This window comes from Curtobacterium sp. 8I-2 (assembly GCF_902506155.1).
Taxonomy (GTDB): Bacteria; Actinomycetota; Actinomycetes; order Actinomycetales; family Microbacteriaceae; genus Curtobacterium; species Curtobacterium poinsettiae.
Genome location: NZ_LR732827.1, coordinates 1,585,563 through 1,603,330, shown reverse-complemented (window position 1 = coordinate 1,603,330; position 17,768 = coordinate 1,585,563). Strand labels below are relative to the sequence as shown.

Genomic DNA, 17,768 nt, shown 5'->3' with positions numbered 1-17,768 from the left:
GATCACCGGACGGCGACCAGTTCCACAACAAGGAGTCATGATGCTCGGAAACCTCGGCGGCATTCACCTGCTGATCATCCTCGGGATCGTCATCCTGCTGTTCGGCGCGACCAAGCTCCCGGCGCTCGCCAAGGGCCTCGGTCAGTCGATCAACATCTTCAAGAAGGAGATGTCCGACGACGAGAAGAAGGCCCAGGCCAACGGTGCGGCGCCGGACGGCACGGTGCACAACAGCACCGTCCAGAACGCTCCCGCCGAGCCCGCCGCCGGTCCGGTCCTGAACCCGGGGCCGAGCGCGCAGCCCAACACCGACTCCCGGCGTTAGGACACCCAGCCCCGTCCTGTCGGCAGCCCCCGCGACCACATCGGTCGCGGGGGCTTCGTCGTGCGGGATCGACCGCCGGGCACCCCGTGCCGCAGGATGAGCACATGACCGCTCCCGTCCCCGCGCCGCACGCCGTCGCACCGCTCCGGGGCGACCGACGCATCGTGCTGGTGGTGGCGATCCTGGCGTCGTTCGTCGTCGGGCTCGACTCGAGCGTCGTGAACGTCGCACTCCCCGCGATCCGGCAGGAGCTCGGCGGCGGACTCGTCGTGCAGCAGTGGGTCGTCGACGCCTACCTCGTCACCCTGGGCTCGCTCATCCTGGTCGCCGGGAGCCTGTCCGACCTGTTCGGCCGGGTGCGGATCATCACGTGGGGGCTCGTGGTCTTCGGCATCGCGTCCGTGGCGTGCGCGGTCGCCCCGACCGGCGAGGTGCTCATCGTCGCCCGCGCGCTGCAGGGCGTCGGCGGGGCGCTCGTCATGCCGAGTGCGCTCGCGCTGATCGTGGCGGCGTTCCGCGGGGCGGCGCAGGCGAAGGCGATCGGCACGTGGACAGCCTGGTCGAGTGCAGCCACCATCCTCGGGCCCGTGGCCGGCGGCCTGGTGGTGGACGGGATCGGGTGGCGGTGGATCTTCGTGCTCACCGCGGTGCCGATCGCCGTGACGATCCCCCTGGTCCTGCGCATCACCGGCGAGGTGCACCCAGTCGTCCGCCCACGCATCGACGTCGTCGGGGCGCTGCTCGCCGTGGTCGGGGTCGGCGGTGTCGTGCTCGGGCTCATCGAGCAGGAGCGGCTGGGGTGGGGTTCCCCGGTGGTGGTCGCCGCGCTCGTGCTCGGTGCCGCTGCCCTCGTGGCGTTCGTGCCGTGGGAACTGCGGGTGACCCGGACGGCCGGGTCGCCGCTCGTGCCGCTCGAACTGTTCCGGGCGCGCAACTTCACCGTCGGCAACCTCGCGACGCTGTCCATCTACGGCGCACTCGGCATGGTCTTCTTCGTCGTCACGCTCTTCCTGCAGGAGGTCTGGCGGTTCCCGGCCTGGCTCGCCGGCCTCGCGACGCTGCCGCCGACGATCATGTTGCTCGTGCTCTCCACCGCCGTCGGGTCGTTCGCCGGTCGGTACGGCCCGCGCTGGTTCATGGCCGCGGGGCCGGCGGTCGGTGCGGTCGGGGCGCTCCTGCTGCTGTTCGCCGGCGACGACCCGGACGGCTACTGGTGGTCGGTGTTCCCCGGACTGGTGCTGATCGGCGTGGGCATCGCGCTGATGGTCACACCCCTGACGAGTGCGGTGCTCGGTTCGGTCCCGCAGTCCGAGGCCGGCTCCGGGTCGGCGGTCAACAACGCCTTCGCCCGGATCGCCGGCCTGGTCACGGTGGCACTCGCTGGCGTCGTGCTCGGCGGCGAGGTGAGCGTCGAGGGGCTGCACCGGGCCATGGTGGTGATGGCGCTCCTGCTGCTGGCCGGTGCCGTCGTCTGCGCGGTCGGGATCCGGAATACGCCCGCGCGGACGTAAGTTGAGTGGAGTAGACTCAAGTCCAGGACCACCGCAACGAAAGGACGGAACGCATGGCGAACCTCCAGGGCGCTCCTGACTCGCAAGAACGACAGAAGACCGCCCTCGAGCAGTACGGCATCGACCTCACGGCGATCGCCCGCAGCGGCAAGCTCGACCCCGTGATCGGACGTGACTCCGAGATCCGGCGCGTGTCCCAGGTGCTCACGCGCCGCACCAAGAACAACCCGGTGCTCATCGGCGAGCCCGGCGTCGGCAAGACCGCCGTCGTCGAGGGGCTCGCGCAGCGCATCGTCGCCGGCGACGTCGCCGACTCCCTCAAGGACAAGCGGCTCATCTCGCTCGACATCTCCGCCCTGATCGCCGGCGCGAAGTACCGCGGCGAGTTCGAGGAGCGGCTGAAGGCCGTGCTCAAGGAGATCAACGACTCCGACGGGCAGGTCATCACGTTCATCGACGAGCTGCACACGCTGATGGGGGCCGGTGGCGGCGAGGGGTCCGTCGCGGCGTCGAACATGCTCAAGCCGATGCTCGCCCGCGGTGAGCTCCGGCTCATCGGTGCGACGACCCTCGACGAGTACCGCGAGTACATCGAGAAGGACGCCGCCCTCGAGCGTCGCTTCCAGCAGGTCTACGTCGGTGAGCCCAGCGTCGAGGACGCCGTGGCGATCCTCCGCGGGCTCAAGGAACGCTACGAGGCGCACCACAAGGTGACGATCAACGACTCCGCACTGGTCGCCGCCGCGAGCCTGTCGAACCGGTACATCTCCGGCCGCCAGCTGCCCGACAAGGCCATCGACCTGATCGACGAGGCCGCCAGTCGACTCCGCATGGAGATCGACTCCAGCCCCGTCGAGATCGACGAGCTGAAGCGGAACGTCGACCGTCTGCGCGTCGAGGAGTTCGCGCTCAAGCAGGAGAAGGACGACGCCTCCAAGGCCCGCCTCGAGACCCTGCGCAACGAGCTGCACACGCGCGGGGCCCGGCTGGCCGAGCTCGAGCAGCGCTGGCAGGCCGAGCGCGCGAGCCTGAACCGCATCGGTGAGCTCAAGCAGCAGCTCGACGACCTGAACATGCGGTCGCAGCGAGCCCAGCGCGAGGCCGACTACGAACTCGTCTCCCGCCTGGAGTACGGCGAGAAGCCCCGCATCGAGGCCGAGCTCGCCGCCGCCGAACAGGCCGAGAGCGCCGACCGGATGGTGAACGACAGCGTCACCGACGAGGACATCGCCGCCGTCATCGCGCAGTGGACGGGCATCCCGCTCGGCCGACTGCTGCAGGGCGAGACCGAGAAGCTCCTGCACCTGGAGAGCGAGCTCGGCCGCCGCATCATCGGGCAGCGCACGGCCGTGACCACCGTGTCCGAGGCCGTCCGGCGCACCCGCGCCGGCATCTCCGACCCGGACCGTCCGACCGGTTCGTTCCTGTTCCTCGGCCCGACGGGCGTCGGCAAGACCGAGCTGGCCAAGGCGCTCGCCGAGTTCCTGTTCGACGACGAGAAGGCCCTCGTCCGGATCGACATGAGCGAGTACGGCGAGAAGCACTCCGTGGCCCGCCTGATCGGTGCCCCGCCCGGGTACGTCGGGTACGAGGCCGGTGGGCAGCTCACCGAGGCCGTCCGGCGTCGTCCGTACTCGGTGATCCTGCTCGACGAGATCGAGAAGGCCCACCCCGAGGTGTTCGACGTGCTGCTCCAGGTGCTCGACGACGGACGGCTCACCGACGGCCAGGGCCGCACGGTCGACTTCCGGAACACGATCCTGGTGCTGACGTCGAACCTCGGGTCGCAGTTCATGACGGACCTGTCCCTGAGCGACGTGCAGCGGGAGGAGGCGGTCCGTGAGCTCGTGCAGCAGGCGTTCCGCCCCGAGTTCATCAACCGCCTCGACGACATCGTGGTGTTCCAGGCCCTGACCGCCGAGGACCTCGGACAGATCGTGTCGCTCTACGTCGACCGGCTGGCTCGTCGCCTGACCGACCGTCGGCTCGAGCTCGCGGTCACCCCCGAGGCGCGCGGCTGGCTCGCGGAACGCGGGTACGACCCGCTCTACGGTGCGCGGCCGCTGCGTCGCCTGATGCAGCGGCAGATCGACGACCGGTTGGCCCGCGCGATCCTGTCGGGTGACGTCCGTGACGGCGACACCGTCCGGGTGGACGTCGCCGCGGACGGCGACGGCCTGACGGTCGAGCCCTTCGAGCTGGCCGAGATCGTCGAGGAGTAGCCCACCAAGACGGACGGGAGGCCCGCCACCGGTTCCTGAGACCGGTGCCGGGCCTCCAGGGTGTTGGCTGCAGAGCATGCCTGAGATCCGCGCGCTCCGCCGCCTCACCGACGCCGTCGAGCACGCCAGCGTGCTCGACAAGGCCGTCGACATCGACCGTGCCGTCGTGAATGCCCTGGCCAAGCCGAAAGCCCTGCGTCAGCTGCTGCACGGAGTCCCGTTCGGTCACCCGATCCACCCGCTCATGGTGCAGGTGCCGCTCGGCGCCTGGATCTCCGCCGCGGTGCTCGACCTGCTCGGCGGGAAGGGCAACGCGAAGGCCGCCAAGACCCTGGTCGGCGTCGGGGTCGTCTCGGCGAGCAGCGCCTCGGTCGCCGGCTACGTCGACTGGTCGGAACTGGACCGCGAGCAGCTCCGCACCGGATGGGTGCACCAGGCCGTGAACTGGACCGGACTGTCGCTGTACGGCCTGTCGTGGCTGCAGCGGAAGCGCGGCAACCACGGGGCCGGCAAGCTGCTCGGCTTCGCCGGGCTCGCCGTCGTGAGTGTCGGCGGGTACCTGGGCGGACACCTGTCCTACCGGCAGCGCGCCGGCGTCAGCGACCACGGCGAGGTGCCGTTCGACGCCTGATCTGCCTCCCAGGTCCAGTACAGGTACGTCACGTGTGATGTATCGATGCGCGTACTCGTGGTGGACGACGAACGGGCCCTCGCCGACCTGATCGCGACGGGCCTGACCCGACAGGACATGGCGGTGGACGTCGCCTACCGAGGCGACGACGCCGACGAGCTGCTGGCGGTGCACGACTACGACGTCGTCGTGCTCGACCGCGACGTCCCCGGGCTGCACGGCGACGAGGTCGCACGGCGTCTCACCGCTCGTGGCGCACTCACACGGATCCTCCTGCTCACCGCAGCGACCACGTTGCGCGACCGGGTGCAGGGGCTCGAGCTCGGTGCGGACGACTACCTGACCAAGCCGTTCGAGTACCCGGAACTCGTCGCCCGGGTCCGCGCGCTCGGTCGGCGGAGCGTCCCACCCGTCGCCCCCGTGCTCGAACGCGCGGGACTCGTCGTCGACACGAACCGGCGGATGGCCACGCGTGACGGTCACCCGCTCGACCTGACGTCGAAGGAGTTCGGGGTGCTCGAGACCCTGCTCCGCGCGGACGGTCGCATCGTCTCCGCCGAGCACCTGCTCGAGAAGGTCTGGGACGTGAACACCGACCCGTTCACCGCCGCGGTCCGCGTGACGATGTCGAAGCTGCGCCGGAAACTCGGGGACCCGGACCCGATCCGGACGGTGCCCGGCCAGGGCTACTCGCTGTGAGTCGGTGGGCCCGAGGCTGGAGCATCCGGACCCGGACGGCCCTGACGTTCGCGCTGGCGGCCATGGCGCTCGCGACCGGGGTCGTGGTCTTCACGAACACCATGTCCCTGGCGGGCGTCGGCGCGGGTCTCGACACGGCGGCCGTCGAGCGACCACCGTCCGGATCGGACAGCGCCACGACCGCTCCGGCCCCGCTCGCGGTGGACCCAGCGGCGGCGGACGAGCGCACCGGTGCCGTGGCGGTGATCCGCCTCGTCGCGGTGCAGCAGTGGCAGTGGTCCGCGATCGGGACCGCCGGTGCCGGGATCGCTGCCGGCGGCATCGGTTGGATCGTCAGCCGCCGGGTGCTCCGTCCCATCGACCGGATCACGGCGACCGCGAACCGGATCTCCGCGTCGAACCTGCACGAGCGCATCGCCCTGGGCGGACCCGACGACGAGCTCCGACGGCTCTCGCGGACGGTCGACGACCTGCTGGCCCGTTTGGAGACCGCGTTCGAGAGCCAGCGACGGTTCGTCGCCCAGGCGTCCCACGAACTCCGGACGCCCCTCGCGGTGCAACGCGCCGCGGTGCAGATCGGGCTGCACGACGACGCCGACCCGGCCGAGGTGCGTGCCGTCCGCGCCGAGCTGCTCGAGCAGAACCGGCGGACCGAGCGGCTGGTCGCGTCGCTGCTCGTGCTCGCCGAGGCCGACCGCGGCCTGGCGGGCGCGACACGGGCCGTCGACCTCGTCGAGGTGACCGACGAGGTCGTCGCGAGCGCGGCCCGGGACGCGGCCGAGGCGGGAGTGACGCTGACCCACGAACGCCGGACCGGGCCTCCTGGCAGCCTGGTCGTGTCCGGCGAGCCGACGCTGCTGCGGCAGCTGCTCGGCAACCTCGTCGGCAACGCCGTCGAGTACAACGAACCCGGCGGTGCCGTGCGGGTGACGACGGAACCGGACGGCTTCGTGGTCGAGAACGACGGGCCGGTGGTCGCGGCGGACGAGGCGGCGTTGCTCGTCGAACCCTTCCGTCGCGGCGGCGCGGACGCCGGACGTGGGCAGCACAGCGGTCTGGGCCTGTCGATCGTGGCCGCGATCGTGCACGCGCACGGGTGGACGCTGTCGATCACCGCACGGCCGACCGGTGGGCTGCTCGTCCGGGTCGGTGTTTCGCCGGTGCAACCCGACGTGCACGCGGGGCGAAACAGCCCGTCCGCTGTGCTGGAGGCATGAACCACACCACGATGACGACCACCCGTCGCACCCGGTCCCTGATGAGCGTGGCCGCGGCCGTCGTCCTGCTGCCCCTGCTGCTGGCCGGCTGCTCCGACCCGGCACCCGACGACGACGCGACGACCGCCTCCGGGGGCGCGGCACCCGGCGTCGCCCTCGCCGAGTGCATGCGCGACCGCGGCTACGACATGCCGGACCCCGGCACCGGCGGCGGGTCGATGCAGCTCAGCGCACCGGACGGCGTCGACCCCGAGCAGTACCAGGACGACCTCAAGGGCTGCCTCGACGACTCTGCGGCCGCGGGTGACGCGCAGGCCGCGCAACCGATGCCCGGCACCGAGGAGATCGCCCGGAGGACGGCGGAGTGCCTGCGGGAGCAGGGGTTCCCGGACTACCCGGACGACCAGGACGCGCAGATGCGGTTCCAGCCGGACGACCAACAGGCGTTCGACGAGGCCGCCGGGCCGTGCACCGACGCGGCGTTCGAGGCTGTCCAGGGCGGAGCCGGGTCGTGACCCACCGACGCGCCCGTCGCCGGCTGATCGTGTCGGGGTGCCTCGTCGCAGCGGTGGCCGCGGGGGTCGGGACGTGGGCCCTCGCCGTGGCGCCGAACGGTGCGGGCGCCTCGGCCAGCAGTGCGTCGCGCGGCGGGACTGCACCCGCCGGAGCCACCGGCACCGTCACGCGCGGTGACCTGACGGATTCGAAGGTGTTCGCCGGGACGCTCGGGTACGGCGCGGCCTCGGGGGTCCCCGGTGCAGCCGCCGGCACGATCACCTGGCTGCCCCGGGTCGGCGACGTGGTCGAACGCGACGGGGCGCTGTACGCCGTCGACGAGCGGGACGTCCGGTCGATGTACGGCACCGTGCCGCTCTGGCGCGATCTGGAACGGGGGCTGCAGGGCGCCGACGTCCGGCAGCTCAACGAGAACCTGGCCGCGCTCGGGTACGACGTGTCCGTGGACGACCGGTTCGGCCCGCGGACCGAGCGAGCAGTCCGGCAGTGGCACGAGGGCCGGGGACACGAGGGCACCGGGGTGCTCACTGCGGACGACGTCGCCTTCGTGGACGGCGCGGTCCGGGTCGCCTCGGTCGAGGGGCGCCTCGGCGAGCGGATCGACGGTGGTGCGGGAGCGGCCGCGGGTGGTGCTGGTGCAGCGGCCGGCGCCGGTCCAGTGGGAGCGAGCACCGGTGCCGGCAGCGCGGGCGCGACGACCGACGTGCTGCAGGTCACGAGCACCCGGCGGGTCGTCACGGCGACCGTGCCGCAGCGCGATGCCGAGCGGCTCGCCGTCGGCACCGACGTCGAGGTCCGCGTGAACGGCGCCGGTGGGGCCATGCCCGGTTCCGTCGTCGACGTGCAGCCGACGACGAGCGAGGACGGCGGCACGGCCGTCGACGTCTCGGTGTCGTTCGACCCGGGCAAGCGGTCCCTGCCCGAGGCCGCGTCCGCGCAGGTCGACGCGGAGGGCGCCACCGAGCACGACGTCCTGTCCGTGCCGGTCGCCGCCCTCGTCGCGGGTGCCGGTGGCAGGTACGCCGTCGACGTCGTGCAGCGGGACGGCACGACCGAGCGGGTCCGGGTCGAGCCCGGCTTCAGCGCCGACGGGCGGGTCGCGGTCACCGGCGCCCTGACCGCGGGCGACCGGGTGGTGGTGCCCGGATGAGCGCCGTCGTTCCCGTCGTTCCCGCCGTGCCCGTCACGGCCGTCCTGCCGGCGGCCGCCGTCCTGTCGCTCCGGGACGTCACGAAGACCCACGGCGACGTCGGAGCCCTGCGCGGGGTCTCGCTCGAGGTCGGCGCGGGGGAGCTCGTCGCGGTCGTCGGCCCGTCGGGCTCGGGCAAGTCGACGATGCTCAACGTCGTCGGCACGCTCGACCGTCCCACCTCGGGCACGGTGACGATCGCCGGCAACGACGTCGCGACGATGTCCGACGACGATCTGTCCGGCCTGCGTGCCGACCACATCGGGTTCGTCTTCCAGCACTTCCACCTGCAGGCCGGGGCGACCGCCGCCGAGAACGTCGCCGACGGCCTGCTCTACCAGGGGGTCCCCCGGCGCGAGCGGCACCGCCTGGCCGTCGAGGCCCTGGGCCGCGTGGGACTGGCCCACCGGGTGGACCACCGACCGCACCAGCTCTCCGGCGGCGAGCGCCAACGCGTCGCCATCGCGCGGGCCGTCGTCGGCGACCCGACGATCCTGCTTGCCGACGAACCCACCGGGGCGCTCGACACGGCGTCCGGTGCGACGGTCGTCGAGCTGCTGCGCGAGCTCAACGCTGCGGGCACGACGGTGGTGGTCATCACGCACGACCTGGACCTGGCGGCATCGCTGCCCCGGCAGGTCCGGATGCGCGACGGCATGATCGAGCCTGAGGTCGCGCCGGTCGACGAGGTCGCCCCGTGAGCCGCCGTCGGTCCGTGGGCGGACTCGACCTGCTCCGCCTCGGCGTCTTCGGGCTGCGGACCCGACCGGGTCGCGTCGTGCTGTCCGCGCTCGGCATCGCGATCGGCATCGCGGCGATGCTCGCGGTCGTCGGGATCTCGTCGTCGAGCAAGGCGAAGGTCGACCAGGTGCTCGACACGCTCGGCACGAACGTGCTCACCCTCACCCAGGCGCAGGGCCTCGGCGAACCGGTGCCGTTGCCGTCCACCGCACTCGAGTCGGTGCTGCGACAGGACGACGTCGAGTCGGCAGCTGCGGTCGGCACCGTGCCGGACACCGGCGTGTACCGGAACGACTTCGTCCCGGCACCCCAGACGAAGGGCCTCGGGGTCCTCGCTGCGTGGGGCGACGTGCCACGGGTGCTCGGCGGGCGGCTCGCATCCGGGCGTTGGATCGACGCCGCCGGCGCCCCGCCGCAGGTCGTGCTGGGAGCGCGGGCCGCAGTCGTGCTCGGCATCGGCGACCCACGGCCGGACAGCCGGGTCTGGCTCGGTGGGCAGTGGGTGCAGGTGGTCGGGGTGCTCGAACCCGTGGCGCTCGCCGCGGACCTGGACTCGCGGGTGTTCGTGCCCCGCGGGTTCGCCGAGCAGCTGGGCTTCGACGGGGCACCGACCGCCGTCTACACACGCGTCGACCCGGCGCACGTCGAACGGTCGCGGGACCTGCTCGCCGGCGCGGTCCGGCCGGGGGACCCGCAGGACGTCGGCGTCACCCGGCCGTCGGACGCGCTGGCGGCGAAGGACGCCACCGACGACTCGTTCACCGGGCTGCTCGTCGGCATCGGCGGGGTGGCCCTGCTGGTCGGTGGCATCGGGGTGGCGAACACGATGGTGATCACCGTCCTGGAGCGCCGCGCCGAGGTCGGTGTCCGTCGTGCCCTCGGCGCACGTCGTCGGGACGTCCGCGACCAGTTCCTGGTCGAGTCGTTGCTGCTGTCGTTCCTGGGTGGGGTGGCGGGTGTCGTCCTCGGGGTCGGGGTGACCGTCGTGTTCGCCGTCACCCAGGGGTGGCCGGTCGCGCTGCCGGTCTGGGCCGTCGTCGGGGGGCTCGGCGCCACCGTAGTGATCGGCGGGGTCTCCGGGCTCTACCCGGCGGCGCGCGCGGCGAGGATCCCACCGACGTCCGCCCTGGCGGCCGTCTGACGCGTGCGGTGGACGTCCGCACAGGAGGGCCGGTGCCGGTCCGCCGGACCGGCACCGGGCCTCCAGGCGGTCGCCGCGGCCCCGCGGGCGTGACGGCCGGCACCTGTGGACCTGTTGGTTTCAGGACGGAACGGTTGCGTTCTTGTGGGTTTGCGACGTACAGTGCACGAAACCCAACGGAACGAAGGAGTTCGGGCATGTACGCAACCGAGCGGCACACCGCCATCGCCGCCGAGCTGCAGTCCGCCGGTCGCGTGTCCGTCGCAGGCCTGGCCGAGCACTTCGACGTCACCACCGAGACCGTGCGCCGTGACCTCGACGCCCTCGAGTCCGCCGGGGTCCTGCGCCGGGTGCACGGGGGAGCGGTGCCCGTCGGCCGCTCGAGCGTGGTCGAACTCAGCGTCGCCGAGCGCGAGGGACAGCACGGCACCGCGAAGTCGGCCATCGCCCGCGCCGCGATGCGCCTGGTGCCGCCCACCTTCACCGGCTCGATCGCCCTCGACGCCGGCACCACCTGCGCCGCCGTGGCCTCCGAACTCGCCCGCTGGGAGCCCGAGGTCGCCGGCTCGACGATCACCGTCATCACGAACTCGGTGCCGATCGCCGCGACCCTGCAGCACAGCGAGCACCTCGAACTGCACCTGCTCGGTGGCCGGGTCCGCGGCGTCACGAGCGCGGCGGTCGGCACGGCAACCGTCGAGCAGATCGGTGCGCTCCGCCCCGATGTCGCGTTCATCGGCACGAACGGCCTGTCCGCCGGCTTCGGCCTGAGCACTCCCGACGAGTACGAGGCCGCCGTGAAGGGTGCCTACGTGCTCGCCGCCCGACGCGCCGTGGTGCTCGCCGACGCCGCCAAGCACGGCGTAGAGGCCCTGATGCGGTTCGCACGCCTGGACGAGATCGACACGCTCGTCACCGACGACCAGCCCCCGGCCGACCTCGCCGGAGCACTCGCCGACGCCGACGTCGAGGTGGTCGTCGCATGAACGCCCGCATCGTCACCGTCACCCCGAACCCGTCGCTCGACCGCACGATCGAGCTCGCCGGTGAACTGCAGCGCGGCGCCGTCCAGCGCGCGACCCGGTCCACGGCGGAGCCCGGCGGCAAGGGCGTCAACGTCTCCCGTGTGGTCGTCGCGAGCGGTGGGGACACCGTCGCGGTCCTGCCCGGCGACGAGCTCGACCCGGTCCTGCTCGGCCTGGCCACGCGCGGCATCCCGACCGCCGCGCTGCCGATCGGGGCACCGCTCCGCTCGAACGTCACCGTGACCGAGCCGACCGGCACCACCACGAAGCTCAACGAACCCGGCCCCTCGCTCGCCGGGCGCCTCGACGACCTCGCCGCCCTGGTGGCCGACACCGCCGCCGCGACCGCCACCGGCCCCGCCGCCCGCTGGGTCGTGGTCGCCGGGTCCCTGCCGCCCGGTCTGCCGGACGACGCCCTCGCCGTGCTCGTCCGGGCCGTCCGTGCCCGCCACGGTGCGGACGTCCGGATCGCCGTCGACTCGTCCGGGGTGCCGTTCACCGCGCTGCTGCAGTCCGGCGAACACCTCGACCTGGTGAAGCCGAACGCCGAGGAACTCGCCGAGGTCGTCGGCGGTGACCCCGAGGAGTACGAGCGCGACCTCGACGCCGCCGTCGCCGGAGCCCAGCGGCTGCGGCGCAAGAACGTCGGCACCGTCCTGCTCACCCTGGGCAGCGCCGGAGCCGTGCTGGTCTCGGACGAGGGGGCCTTCGCCGCCGCCGCACCGAAGATCATCGCCCGCTCGACGGTCGGCGCGGGGGACTCCTCGCTCGCCGGCTACCTGCTCGCCGAGGTCGCGGGAGCGTCGCCGGAGCAGCGTCTCGCACAGGCCGTCGCCACCGGGGCCGCGGCCGCAGCACTGCCCGGCAGTGACGTGCCGGCACTCGACCACACCGACCCGACGGCGGTCTCCGTCCGGCTGCTCGAAACGCACCCGGCTCCGGAACCCGCCTGATCCCCACCCCACCCGATCACCCCACGAACACCCGCACCACCGCGCGATCAGCGCCATTGCGAAGGAGCAAGCACATGTCCGCAGACTCGAGTCCGCGCCTCATCAGCGCACAGCTCGTCGGCCTCGACGAGGACCTCGGCGCCACGTCGACCGACGTGATCCGGGTGCTCGCCGACCGCGTCGCCGCGACCGGCCGCGCCGCCGACGGTGCCACGCTCGCCGACGACGCCATCAAGCGCGAGGCGAGCGTCGGCACGGGCGTCCCCGGTGGCATCGCCATCCCGCACGCCCGGTCGGCGTCGGTGTCCGAGCCGACGCTCGCGTTCTCGCGCCTGGCCCGGAAGGTGCCGTTCGGCGCTCCGGACGGCGACGCCGACATCGTCTTCATGATCGCCGTGCCCGAAGGGGCGGACAAGGACCACCTGACGGTCCTCTCGACCCTGGCTCGCGCACTCATCCGTGAGGACTTCACCGCCGCGCTCCGCGCCGCGACCACGGCCGACGAGATCGTTCAGCTCGTCGACAACGAGGTGAGCGGCGAAGTGGCCGAGGCCGGCGTCGGGACGGCGAGCAGCGCCTCCGCTCCGGCGACGGCAGGCAGCGCGACCGCCGCGGCCCCCGCTGCCGACCGCAAGGTCTTCGTCGGCGTCACCGCCTGCCCGACCGGCATCGCACACACCTACATGGCTGCCGACGCCCTCGTCGCCGCCGCCCAGCGCGCCGGTGCCGAGATGCACATCGAGACGCAGGGGTCCTCGCAGGTCGAGCCCCTCGACCCGGCCCTCATCGCCCGTGCCGACGCCGTCGTGTTCGCGGTCGACGTCGACGTCCGCGACCGCGGCCGGTTCGCCGGCAAGCCGCTGGTTTCCGGCCCCGTCAAGCGCGGTGTCGACGAGCCCGACAAGATGATCGCCGAGGCCATCCGCGCCTCGGAGGACCCGCACGCCGCACGCGTGCAGGGTGGTGCCGCCGTCGAGGGTGAGTCCACCGCCAAGAACGAGCACTTCGGCCAGTCGCTCAAGCGCTGGCTGCTCACCGGCGTCAGCTACATGATCCCGTTCGTGGCCGGCGGCGGGCTGCTCATCGCGCTCGGCTTCCTGCTCTCCGGGTACGGCATCGCGCTGGACCACGGTGACTCGGGGATGAGCAACGCCGCGTACACGCTCACGAACTCCACGCTGCTGAACCTGCCGCCGGAGGGCCTCGGGTACTACCTCGGCGCCGCCGCGTTCCAGATCGGGCAGGTGTCGCTCGGGTTCCTGGTCGCAGCACTCGCCGGGTACATCGCCTACGCCATCGCCGACCGCCCGGGCATCGCGCCGGGCTTCGTCGCCGGGTCGATCGCCGTCTTCATGAACGCCGGGTTCCTCGGTGGTCTGGTCGGTGGCCTGATCGCCGGTGCTGCCGCCTACTGGATCGGGCGCATCCCGACCTGGCGCTGGCTGCGTGGCCTGATGCCCGTCGTGATCATCCCGCTCTTCGCCTCGATCATCGCCTCGGGGCTGATGCTCCTGGTGCTCGGTGGCCCGATCGCCTGGGTCATGACCGAGCTCACCGCCTGGCTCAACTCCCTGTCCGGCGCCTCGGCCGTGCTGCTCGGGATCATCCTCGGCCTGATGATGGCCTTCGACCTCGGTGGTCCGGTGAACAAGGTGGCGTACGCGTTCGCCGTCGCCGGGCTCGGTGCCGGCACCGCCACGAACGTCGTGCCGTTCGAGATCATGGCCGCCGTCATGGCCGCCGGCATGGTGCCGCCGCTGGCACTCGCGCTCGCCTCGACCGTGCTCTACCGCAAGGGCTTCACGAAGCCGGAGCGCGAGAACGGCAAGGCCGCGTGGCTGCTCGGTGCGTCCTTCATCTCCGAGGGTGCGATCCCGTTCGCCGCTGCCGACCCGCTGCGCGTCATCCCGGCGTCGATGGTCGGGGCCGCGATCACGGGCGCGATCTCGATGGCTGCCGGTGTGACCTCACGAGCGCCGCACGGCGGGATCTTCGTCTTCTTCGCGATCGGTGACGTCCTGATGTTCGTCGTCGCGATCTTGGCTGGGACCGTGGTGTCCGCGCTGGTGCTCGTCGCCCTGAAGAAGTGGGTGCGTCGTCGCCCCGTCGACGAGGCCGCTGCGGGCAGCGAGGCTGCCGTGGCCGGCGAGACGATCGGCCAGCGCGCGCCGGTCGCCGCGTAGTCGATCCGCGAGACGCCGGCGTCCGACTGAGACGCCGTGGCGTCGCCGAGACGCCGTCGGATTCGGGGGCGTCTCGCGGGAGCACGGGCGCTTCAGCAAGACGACGGTGTCTCGCGGTGTCAACGCCACCATTCGACGGACGGGAGGCCCGGTGCCAGCTGGCACCGGGCCTCCCGTCCGTCGTCCCGTCGCCTTCGCCCGCCACGCGCGCCGAATCACAACGACTGGTCACGGATCGTCGTCTGCGCCGGTTCCATCCGACACTTGCTGACCAGTCCGCGGAGCTGAGCGGGGTGTCGTGACCGGGCGGCTCCACCGAGGCCGAAACCGAGGTCGTCGCTCTGCACGAACTCGGCCGACACCCAGGTGGCGCGCCGGGTCCTGACAGGGCGTTCAGGGATGCTGGGGGCATGACGACTGCCGTGACCGCCCGCGCCATGACCGTCGCCAGTGGCGACTCCACCGCCCCCTCGGACCTCGGTGGGCTCTCCGGCCTGGTGCTCCAGCTGATCGACGCCCTGGGGGAGTGGGGCGTCGGGCTGATGCTCTTCGTCGAGACGGTGTTCCCGCCGATCCCGTCCGAGGTGATCCTGCCGCTGGCCGGGTTCCTGGCAGGTGCCGGTCAGATGAACCTGGTGCTGGTCCTCGTGCTGGCGACGATCGGCTCGTACCTCGGGGCCCTGGTGCTGTACTGGCTCGGCGCGAAGATCGGGTTCGAACGCACCACGCGGTGGTTCGGCAAGCTGCCCCTCGTCGACGAGGACGACTTCCGCAAGGCGGCCGGCTGGTTCCACCGCCACGGCAAGAGCGCGGTCTTCTTCGGCCGGTTCATCCCGATCGTCCGCAGCCTGATCTCGCTGCCCGCCGGCGCCGACCGCATGCACCTCGGCACCTTCTCGGTGTTCACGATCATCGCGAGCGGCATCTGGAACAGTGCACTCGTGCTGCTCGGTGCAGCGTTCGGGTCGCAGTACGACAAGGTCGAGGCCTACACGGAGTGGATCGACCGCGTGCTCTACGTGGCCATCGCGGTGGTCGTGGTGAGCTTCGTGGTGCGGCGGCTCCGCCGGGTGCGGGCCGAGCGTCGTGCGGGCGGGTCCGACGACCACGACGACCGCGGCAGCAGCAGCCCGGCCGCGAGCGGTGCCCGGGGTCGTCGTCGCGCCGAGCCCGCCCGCGACTGACCCTCAGGCCTTCGTCAGCGCCGACTCCTTGTGGGCGGCCTGCTTGCCGCTCTTGCCCGACTCGACGATCCAGTACGGGTCGTCGTCGGTCGGCTTGAAGTGCTGTCCGTCGAACTCGAAGTCGCTCGTGCGCTTCCGCACGAGCGTGCCCGTCGTCTTGCCTTGCGAGGTGTTCCAGCGCACCTCGTCACCCTTCGACAGCGCCATGCTGTCCTCCTTGCGCGTTCGGTCTTCCTGATGGGTGTCGGACTGTACCCCGGCGATCCCCGGGAACCCGGGGAAGCACGGCGGTCACGATGTCGTAACGGCCCTGCGGATCCAGAGTCGGACGCGTACCGTTTCCCGTGAGTCCACACGTCGGCAGCGGCCGCGGAACCACGGGCTCCGGAACGGGACGACGGACACCATGACCCTGCTGGACAGCGCGCGGGCGGACACCGTCCTCGCTGCGCGGTACCGGCTCGTGAAGCTCATCGGCACCGGCGGCATGGGATCCGTCTACGAAGCCCGGGACGAGCACACGTACCGCGCCGTGGCCGTGAAGCTCTTCGCCACCCCGGACAAGATGACCACCGCCGACCGCGTGCGCCAGGAGCGCGAGATCCGGCTGCTCAGCATGCTCTCCCACCCCGGCCTGATCCCGCTGTACGACGCCGGCACCCACGAGTTCGAGGACGGCCCGCACCGGTTCATCGTGATGGAGCTCATCGCCGACACGACGCTGCTGCGCCGCCTGTCCGAGGGCGCGCTGCACAACTACGAGGTCGCCGACCTCGGCGCACAGCTCGCCGACGCCCTGGCGTACGTGCACTCGCGCGGCATCGTGCACCGCGACGTCAAGCCCGCCAACATCCTGATCAGCGACGAGGGCTCGTCCGGGTTCGCCCGCACCGTCAAGCTCACCGACTTCGGCGTCGCCCACTTCGTCGACGGCTCCCGCTTGACCAACGACGGCACGGTCATCGGCACCGCCGCCTACCTCAGCCCGGAGCAGGTCGCCGGCGAGCCCATCAGCTTCGCCACCGACGTGTACTCGCTCGGACTCGTCCTGCTCGAGGCGCTGACCGGCAAGCAGGAGTACTCCGGCACCCTGATCGAAGCAGCGCTCGCCCGGCTCCGCCGAGACCCCGAAGTGCCGGACGACGTCGCCGACGAGTGGCGCGAGCTGCTCAGCCGGATGACCGCCCGCGACCCCGAGCGCCGGCCCACAGCGGTCGCGATCGCCAACGCGCTGCGCGGTGGGTCCACCCAGATCACCGGCCCCGTGCCGCTCGGCCCGGAGCGCGTGAAGCACCAGCGCGACCACCGCATGCACCGCGCTGCCCACCGCCACGCCCGGCGCGGCACGTTCTCGGCGGTCCGCCGGTGGCGCCGACGGAACGTCCTGGTCGGGTCCTTCGCGGCGTTCGGCGTCACCGCGGCCTGCGTGGCCGCCTACGTCGCGGGCGCCCTGCACTGACCCACCCCGCGGATCCGGACTCCGGACTCCGGAGACCGGTGCGCTGCGGACAGCGGCACCCTGGCAAGATGGAAAGCATGACCGACCAGCGCTGGATCAAGATCTGCGGCCTGTCGACGCCCGACACCGTGGACGCCGCCGTCGACGCGGGTGCCGACGCCGTCGGGTTCGTCTTCGCGGCGGGCAGCCCCCGCACCGTCACCGCCGACCTGGCGAAGGAACTGGTGGAGCGGGTGCCGGACGGCATCGACGCCGTCGGGGTCTTCCGCGACCAGAAGATCGACGAGATCGTCGGCATCGCGTCCGAGGTCGGACTCACCACGCTGCAGCTGCACGGTGGCGAGTCGCCGTCCGACTTCGCCCGGGCGCGTGACGCCGGCTTCTTCACCATCCGGGCCCTCGCGGCCGAGGACTACCTGCGCGAGACGCCCGAACAGCGTGCCGCGTTCGACCACGACCTGCTGCTGCTCGACGCGGCTGTGCCCGGCAGCGGCCGACTGATCGACCCGGCCACGATCGACGGCGTCGACGAGGCCTGGATCCTGGCAGGCGGGCTGACCCCGGCGAACGTGGTCGCCGCGGTCGAGGCACTCGACCCCGACGGTGTCGACGTGTCGAGCGGCGTCGAGTCGGAGCGCGGCGTCAAGGACCCCGCGAAGATCCGCGCCTTCGTCGAGGCCGTCCGCAGCCTGGGCTGAGCGCGCGCTCGCGCCGATCGGCCGCAGTCGCGGCTCTGGACGCGACCGCGGACGGACAGGAGGCGCGGGGCGGG

The 17,768-nt window shown here is 72.3% G+C and carries 17 protein-coding genes; 16 read left to right on the top strand and 1 reads right to left on the bottom strand.

The genetic code is table 11. The annotated features are described in order from the left end of the window. Positions 1-40: 40 nt before the first annotated feature. The 14 genes from tatA (at position 41) to BOSE127_RS11400 (ending at position 15,537) form a co-directional block, all read left to right on the top strand. Positions 41-325: a twin-arginine translocase TatA/TatE family subunit gene (gene tatA, locus BOSE127_RS11465; protein ID WP_031259354.1), complete on the top strand. Its 285-nt coding sequence runs from the start codon at positions 41-43 to the stop codon at positions 323-325. A 104-nt stretch (positions 326-429) separates the two neighbouring features. Beyond that, complete coding sequence (locus BOSE127_RS11460; protein WP_017886368.1) at positions 430-1,836, top strand: MFS transporter; 1,407 nt, start codon at positions 430-432, stop codon at positions 1,834-1,836. Between the two features lie 53 nt (positions 1,837-1,889). Next, positions 1,890-4,058 carry an ATP-dependent Clp protease ATP-binding subunit gene (locus BOSE127_RS11455; RefSeq protein WP_082046896.1) on the top strand — a complete coding sequence of 723 codons (2,169 nt, stop codon included), beginning with the start codon at positions 1,890-1,892 and terminating at the stop codon, positions 4,056-4,058. A 76-nt stretch (positions 4,059-4,134) separates the two neighbouring features. Further along, entirely contained in the window at positions 4,135-4,689 is a 555-nt protein-coding gene (locus tag BOSE127_RS11450) for a DUF2231 domain-containing protein (protein ID WP_017886366.1), read from the top strand. A 45-nt stretch (positions 4,690-4,734) separates the two neighbouring features. Next, complete coding sequence (locus BOSE127_RS11445; RefSeq protein WP_159557250.1) at positions 4,735-5,388, top strand: response regulator transcription factor; 654 nt, start codon at positions 4,735-4,737, stop codon at positions 5,386-5,388. After that, positions 5,385-6,605, top strand: coding sequence for a sensor histidine kinase (locus BOSE127_RS11440; RefSeq protein ID WP_159557248.1), 1,221 nt, complete (start codon positions 5,385-5,387; stop codon positions 6,603-6,605). Before BOSE127_RS11445 ends, BOSE127_RS11440 begins: the two co-directional genes overlap by 4 nt. Next, positions 6,602-7,120 carry a hypothetical protein gene (locus BOSE127_RS11435; protein WP_056069528.1) on the top strand — a complete coding sequence of 173 codons (519 nt, stop codon included), beginning with the start codon at positions 6,602-6,604 and terminating at the stop codon, positions 7,118-7,120. The genes BOSE127_RS11440 and BOSE127_RS11435 overlap by 4 nt, the downstream gene beginning before the upstream one ends. Continuing rightward, positions 7,117-8,271 (top strand): peptidoglycan-binding protein, encoded by a 1,155-nt coding sequence (locus tag BOSE127_RS11430; protein WP_159557246.1) that lies wholly within the window; start codon positions 7,117-7,119, stop codon positions 8,269-8,271. The genes BOSE127_RS11435 and BOSE127_RS11430 overlap by 4 nt, the downstream gene beginning before the upstream one ends. Continuing rightward, complete coding sequence (locus BOSE127_RS11425; RefSeq protein ID WP_071250543.1) at positions 8,268-9,011, top strand: ABC transporter ATP-binding protein; 744 nt, start codon at positions 8,268-8,270, stop codon at positions 9,009-9,011. The genes BOSE127_RS11430 and BOSE127_RS11425 overlap by 4 nt, the downstream gene beginning before the upstream one ends. Beyond that, complete coding sequence (locus BOSE127_RS11420; RefSeq protein WP_236559536.1) at positions 9,008-10,192, top strand: ABC transporter permease; 1,185 nt, start codon at positions 9,008-9,010, stop codon at positions 10,190-10,192. The genes BOSE127_RS11425 and BOSE127_RS11420 overlap by 4 nt, the downstream gene beginning before the upstream one ends. 197 nt (positions 10,193-10,389) lie before the next feature. Further along, positions 10,390-11,178, top strand: coding sequence for a DeoR/GlpR family DNA-binding transcription regulator (locus BOSE127_RS11415; RefSeq protein ID WP_056069518.1), 789 nt, complete (start codon positions 10,390-10,392; stop codon positions 11,176-11,178). Next, positions 11,175-12,170, top strand: a complete 996-nt coding sequence (locus BOSE127_RS11410) for a 1-phosphofructokinase family hexose kinase (RefSeq protein WP_159557244.1) — start codon at positions 11,175-11,177, stop codon at positions 12,168-12,170. Before BOSE127_RS11415 ends, BOSE127_RS11410 begins: the two co-directional genes overlap by 4 nt. A 74-nt stretch (positions 12,171-12,244) precedes the next feature. Beyond that, on the top strand, positions 12,245-14,353 hold the full coding sequence (locus BOSE127_RS11405) for a PTS fructose transporter subunit IIABC (RefSeq protein WP_159557242.1): 2,109 nt from the start codon (positions 12,245-12,247) through the stop codon (positions 14,351-14,353). A gap of 410 nt (positions 14,354-14,763) precedes the next feature. After that, positions 14,764-15,537, top strand: a complete 774-nt coding sequence (locus BOSE127_RS11400) for a DedA family protein (RefSeq protein ID WP_228499450.1) — start codon at positions 14,764-14,766, stop codon at positions 15,535-15,537. 3 nt (positions 15,538-15,540) lie between these two features. On the opposite strand, the gene BOSE127_RS11395 is transcribed toward BOSE127_RS11400, so the two are convergent. Beyond that, on the bottom strand, positions 15,541-15,744 hold the full coding sequence (locus tag BOSE127_RS11395) for a DUF2945 domain-containing protein (RefSeq protein ID WP_017886355.1): 204 nt from the start codon (positions 15,742-15,744) through the stop codon (positions 15,541-15,543). Between the two features lie 199 nt (positions 15,745-15,943). Between BOSE127_RS11395 and BOSE127_RS11390 the strand changes: the two genes are divergently transcribed. Beyond that, positions 15,944-16,996 carry a serine/threonine-protein kinase gene (locus tag BOSE127_RS11390; protein ID WP_051067362.1) on the top strand — a complete coding sequence of 351 codons (1,053 nt, stop codon included), beginning with the start codon at positions 15,944-15,946 and terminating at the stop codon, positions 16,994-16,996. Between the two features lie 77 nt (positions 16,997-17,073). Next, positions 17,074-17,694, top strand: a complete 621-nt coding sequence (locus BOSE127_RS11385) for a phosphoribosylanthranilate isomerase (protein ID WP_017886354.1) — start codon at positions 17,074-17,076, stop codon at positions 17,692-17,694. Positions 17,695-17,768 lie beyond the last annotated feature (74 nt).

Bases quoted from the DNA above. Each gene is read 5' to 3' on its own strand.
- tatA (WP_031259354.1), top strand. From the start codon at position 41: ATGCTCGGAAACCTCGGCGGCATTCACCTGCTGATCATCCTCGGGATC.
- BOSE127_RS11460 (WP_017886368.1), top strand. From the start codon at position 430: ATGACCGCTCCCGTCCCCGCGCCGCACGCCGTCGCACCGCTCCGGGGC.
- BOSE127_RS11455 (WP_082046896.1), top strand. From the start codon at position 1,890: ATGGCGAACCTCCAGGGCGCTCCTGACTCGCAAGAACGACAGAAGACC.
- BOSE127_RS11450 (WP_017886366.1), top strand. From the start codon at position 4,135: ATGCCTGAGATCCGCGCGCTCCGCCGCCTCACCGACGCCGTCGAGCAC.
- BOSE127_RS11445 (WP_159557250.1), top strand. From the start codon at position 4,735: ATGCGCGTACTCGTGGTGGACGACGAACGGGCCCTCGCCGACCTGATC.
- BOSE127_RS11435 (WP_056069528.1), top strand. From the start codon at position 6,602: ATGAACCACACCACGATGACGACCACCCGTCGCACCCGGTCCCTGATG.
- BOSE127_RS11425 (WP_071250543.1), top strand. From the start codon at position 8,268: ATGAGCGCCGTCGTTCCCGTCGTTCCCGCCGTGCCCGTCACGGCCGTC.
- BOSE127_RS11415 (WP_056069518.1), top strand. From the start codon at position 10,390: ATGTACGCAACCGAGCGGCACACCGCCATCGCCGCCGAGCTGCAGTCC.
- BOSE127_RS11410 (WP_159557244.1), top strand. From the start codon at position 11,175: ATGAACGCCCGCATCGTCACCGTCACCCCGAACCCGTCGCTCGACCGC.
- BOSE127_RS11405 (WP_159557242.1), top strand. From the start codon at position 12,245: ATGTCCGCAGACTCGAGTCCGCGCCTCATCAGCGCACAGCTCGTCGGC.
- BOSE127_RS11400 (WP_228499450.1), top strand. From the start codon at position 14,764: ATGACGACTGCCGTGACCGCCCGCGCCATGACCGTCGCCAGTGGCGAC.
- BOSE127_RS11395 (WP_017886355.1), bottom strand. From the start codon at position 15,744: ATGGCGCTGTCGAAGGGTGACGAGGTGCGCTGGAACACCTCGCAAGGC.
- BOSE127_RS11390 (WP_051067362.1), top strand. From the start codon at position 15,944: ATGACCCTGCTGGACAGCGCGCGGGCGGACACCGTCCTCGCTGCGCGG.
- BOSE127_RS11385 (WP_017886354.1), top strand. From the start codon at position 17,074: ATGACCGACCAGCGCTGGATCAAGATCTGCGGCCTGTCGACGCCCGAC.